Origin of the sequence: Ruminococcus sp. CAG:379 (assembly GCF_000434255.1) — a bacterium.
Classification (GTDB): Bacteria; Bacillota; Clostridia; order Oscillospirales; family Ruminococcaceae; genus Ruminococcus_F; species Ruminococcus_F champanellensis.
In genome coordinates this window covers 17,707-20,815 of the sequence record NZ_FR894915.1, presented here as the reverse complement: position 1 = coordinate 20,815, position 3,109 = coordinate 17,707, and the positions used below count along the sequence as shown (strand labels likewise).

Genomic DNA, 3,109 nt, shown 5'->3' with positions numbered 1-3,109 from the left:
GGCTCCTGCTGCCGTTCCGCCGGTTTTTCTGCCGGGCGCTCCGCCGGCTTCTTGGTGCCCCGTGCATTGGGGTTGGGCTTCTTTTTCGGGGTAGGCTTCTTCTGCGCCGCCACGCCTGTCATCTCCTTTTTCTCTGTATGTATCCTTTACATCTTATAAATGGAATAGCCGATCACAAACAAGCCAAGCAGCAGGGTGTATACGGCAAAGATTTTGAACTTCTCGCTCTTGACCAGCCAGTTTACCATGCGGATGGCGCAGATGCCCACCACAGCGGATACCACAAAGCCGATGAGCATGGGCAGGAAGTCAAACTCGATGCCCTCCGCTGCCGCATCCTTTACCTCCAGCAGGCAGCCCCCCAGGATCGTGGGAATGCCCAGAATGAAGGAATACTTCACTGCAGTTTCTCTTGTAAAGCCGCTGAACAGACCGCTGGCAATGGTGGAGCCGGAACGGGAGATGCCCGGCATCAGAGCGATGCCCTGGAAAATACCCACCGTCAGCGCATTCTTGACGGTAATGTCCTTCGGCTCCCTTGTTCCCTTGCCACAGCGATCCGACAAAAAGAGGATGACTGCCGTGTACAAAAAGCAGAAGCCGATGACGATCAGATGCTTGTTGGAAACCTCCTCCACCAGATCCTTCAAGGGATACAGGGGCAACAGTACCAGCAGAGAGATCAGCAGCATGATAATCATGCGCCGCTCCCCGTTCATGGTGCTCCACTTGAATTTTCCGGTGAAAATATCCTTGAGCATGCATCCAAGCTCCTTGATGAGTGCCCAGATGGTATCCCGGAAGGCGATGAATACCGCCACCAGCGTGCCCAGGTGCAGGATGGCGGAGAAAAACAGACCGTTTTCCTCCGTACTGCCGAAGATCTGCTGGTACAGCGCCAGATGCCCGGAACTGGAAACCGGCAGAAATTCCGTCAGTCCCTGAATGATGCCTTGAATGATTGCGTCTAAAATACTCATGTGTTTGTCTCCTTTGCCTTTATGCAGGATCGTCCGGGTATCGTTCCTCCCCCGCCTCGATCAGTCCGTACAGACAGGCGACAGCGTCGGACAAGCCGCCCAGACTGTCGATCAGTCCAAGCTCCACTGCCCGCTCCCCGTCCACGACGGTGCCCACATCCATCACCAGCTCCTCCGTCTCCATCATCAGCGCACGGAACTGCTGCTCGGATATGCCGCTGTTGGCGGTCACAAAATTCACGATCCGGTCCTGCATTTTTTTGAAATAAGATAGGGTCTGCGGCACTCCCACGATCATGCCGTTCATCCGCACCGGGTGAATGGTCATGGTGGCGGAGGGTACAATAAAAGAACGCTTGGCACTGACTGCAAGGGGCACGCCGATGGAGTGACCGCCCCCTACCACCAGGGATACGGTGGGGGTTTTCATGCCTGCCAGCAGCTCTGCAATGGCAAGCCCCGCCTCCACATCTCCTCCCACGGTGTTGAGAATGATGAGCAGTCCCTCGATGGAGCGATCCTGCTCAATGGCAACCAGCGCCGGAATGATATGCTCGTACTTGGTGGTCTTGGTACGCTCCGGCAGAACATAGTGTCCCTCCACCTCGCCGATGACGGTCAGACAGTGGATCAGATGCTTGGCGTTGTGTACCACCACCTGTCCGTTCTGTTCGGCAAGCTCCGCCTGGTCTGCGGCACGCTGGGTTTCGGTCTGATCCTTTTCGTCCTTTTTTTCCTCGGAATCGGTCATAAAATCGCCCCCGTTCTGAATCTGTTTCCGTTGGAACAGGGGTATTGTACCGCATCCTGCCGCAAATATGCATACATTTATAGTTTAACCCATCCGGCGGAGAAAGTCAAGGCGATGTTGTCTAAAAAATCCGGAAAATCCTGTCGGATCCTCCGGATTGACAAACCGTGCTTCAGTCCTCCCGCTCCCTTGGTACCCAGTTCACCCCGCCCCAGCCGTCAATGTTGCTGCGGCGCATGGCACCGAAGATCCGGTCGGTAAAGCCCTTGCTTTCATGCTCCATCTGCGCCAGAAATTCCTTGGTTTTCTGCCGCATGGTGTAGCCGTCCGCCGGGCATTTGGATTTCTGCACCGCCAGCCGGGTCTTGACCGCCGCCCGGCGCACCTCCCGCTCCGGGGCAAATACCAGGGGACGGATCAGGGTGATCTTCTTCCGGGACAGGTAGCTTTTGGGGGAGAAACAGCCGATCCGTCCCTCAATGAACAGATTCATCACAAAAGTTTCCACAGCGTCGTTGAAGTGATGCCCCAGGGCAATCTTGTTGCAGCCGTTGGCAACCGCCGCATCGTGCAATGCTCCCCGGCGCATCCGGGCGCACAGACTGCATGGACTTGCCTCCTGTCGGATCTCAAACACGATCTTCCCGATGTCCGTGGGCAGCACCACATAGGGCACTCCCAAATCCTTGCACATGGCGGCGATCTCAGAAAAAACCCCCGGCTCTTCCCCGAACTGGGGATCCAGGGTAATGGCAACCAGCTCATAGTCAATGCCGATGAACCGGCGCAGCATTGCCAGCCCTTGCAGCAGCACCAGGCTGTCCTTGCCGCCGGATACCCCCACGGCGATCCGGTCGCCGTCCTGGATCAGATCAAATTCCTGTATGGCTTTCCGCATATATCCCAATATTTTTTGCACGGTCAACGCACCTTTCTGCTTCATCTCCTTAAAAGTGTACCACTTTGGTGGGGAAATGTAAAGCGGTACTGCAAAATTTGTCCCAATGGGTCTTTTTCCGGCTCCGGTCTTGCAAAAGCATCCGATCTGGAGTATAATGATAAAGTGGCATCCTGTAGCAATCATATGGGTGTTGCCATAAACAGAAAGAAAGCCAGCGGCTTTGACCGCAGCAGAATGGAGATGCCCATGGAATCAAACCAGACCATTGCACGACAGCTCCGGGAGGGGCAGTATGACAGCCAGCTGTGCCGGCTGTACGGAGCGGAGGGAGCCGCTCTGCAGCCCTACCAGGAACGGCTGTGCAATCTGCTTGCCCGGTATCAGGAAACCTATCATCAGCCCTGCGCAAGCCTGTTTTCTGTTTCCGGCAGAACGGAGCTCAGCGGCAACCACACGGATCATCAGAACGGCTGCGTG

4 protein-coding genes are annotated in these 3,109 nt (G+C 55.8%); 1 reads left to right on the top strand and 3 read right to left on the bottom strand.

The genetic code is table 11. The annotated features are described in order from the left end of the window. Window positions 1–146 precede the first annotated feature (146 nt). The 3 genes from QVO51_RS09165 to QVO51_RS09155 all read right to left on the bottom strand — a co-directional run bounded on the left by QVO51_RS09165 (window position 147) and on the right by QVO51_RS09155 (window position 2,629). Complete coding sequence (locus tag QVO51_RS09165; protein WP_022358161.1) at window positions 147–980, bottom strand: undecaprenyl-diphosphate phosphatase; 834 nt, start codon at window positions 978–980, stop codon at window positions 147–149. Between the two features lie 19 nt (window positions 981–999). After that, window positions 1,000–1,731, bottom strand: coding sequence for a ClpP family protease (locus QVO51_RS09160; RefSeq protein ID WP_022358160.1), 732 nt, complete (start codon window positions 1,729–1,731; stop codon window positions 1,000–1,002). A 172-nt stretch (window positions 1,732–1,903) separates the two neighbouring features. Next, window positions 1,904–2,629 (bottom strand): tRNA 2-thiocytidine biosynthesis TtcA family protein, encoded by a 726-nt coding sequence (locus tag QVO51_RS09155; RefSeq protein ID WP_022358159.1) that lies wholly within the window; start codon window positions 2,627–2,629, stop codon window positions 1,904–1,906. Between the two features lie 249 nt (window positions 2,630–2,878). On the opposite strand from QVO51_RS09155, the gene QVO51_RS09150 reads away from it, so the two are divergent. Further along, a partial coding sequence (locus QVO51_RS09150; protein WP_288168064.1) for a galactokinase family protein occupies window positions 2,879–3,109 on the top strand: 231 nt, incomplete at its 3' end.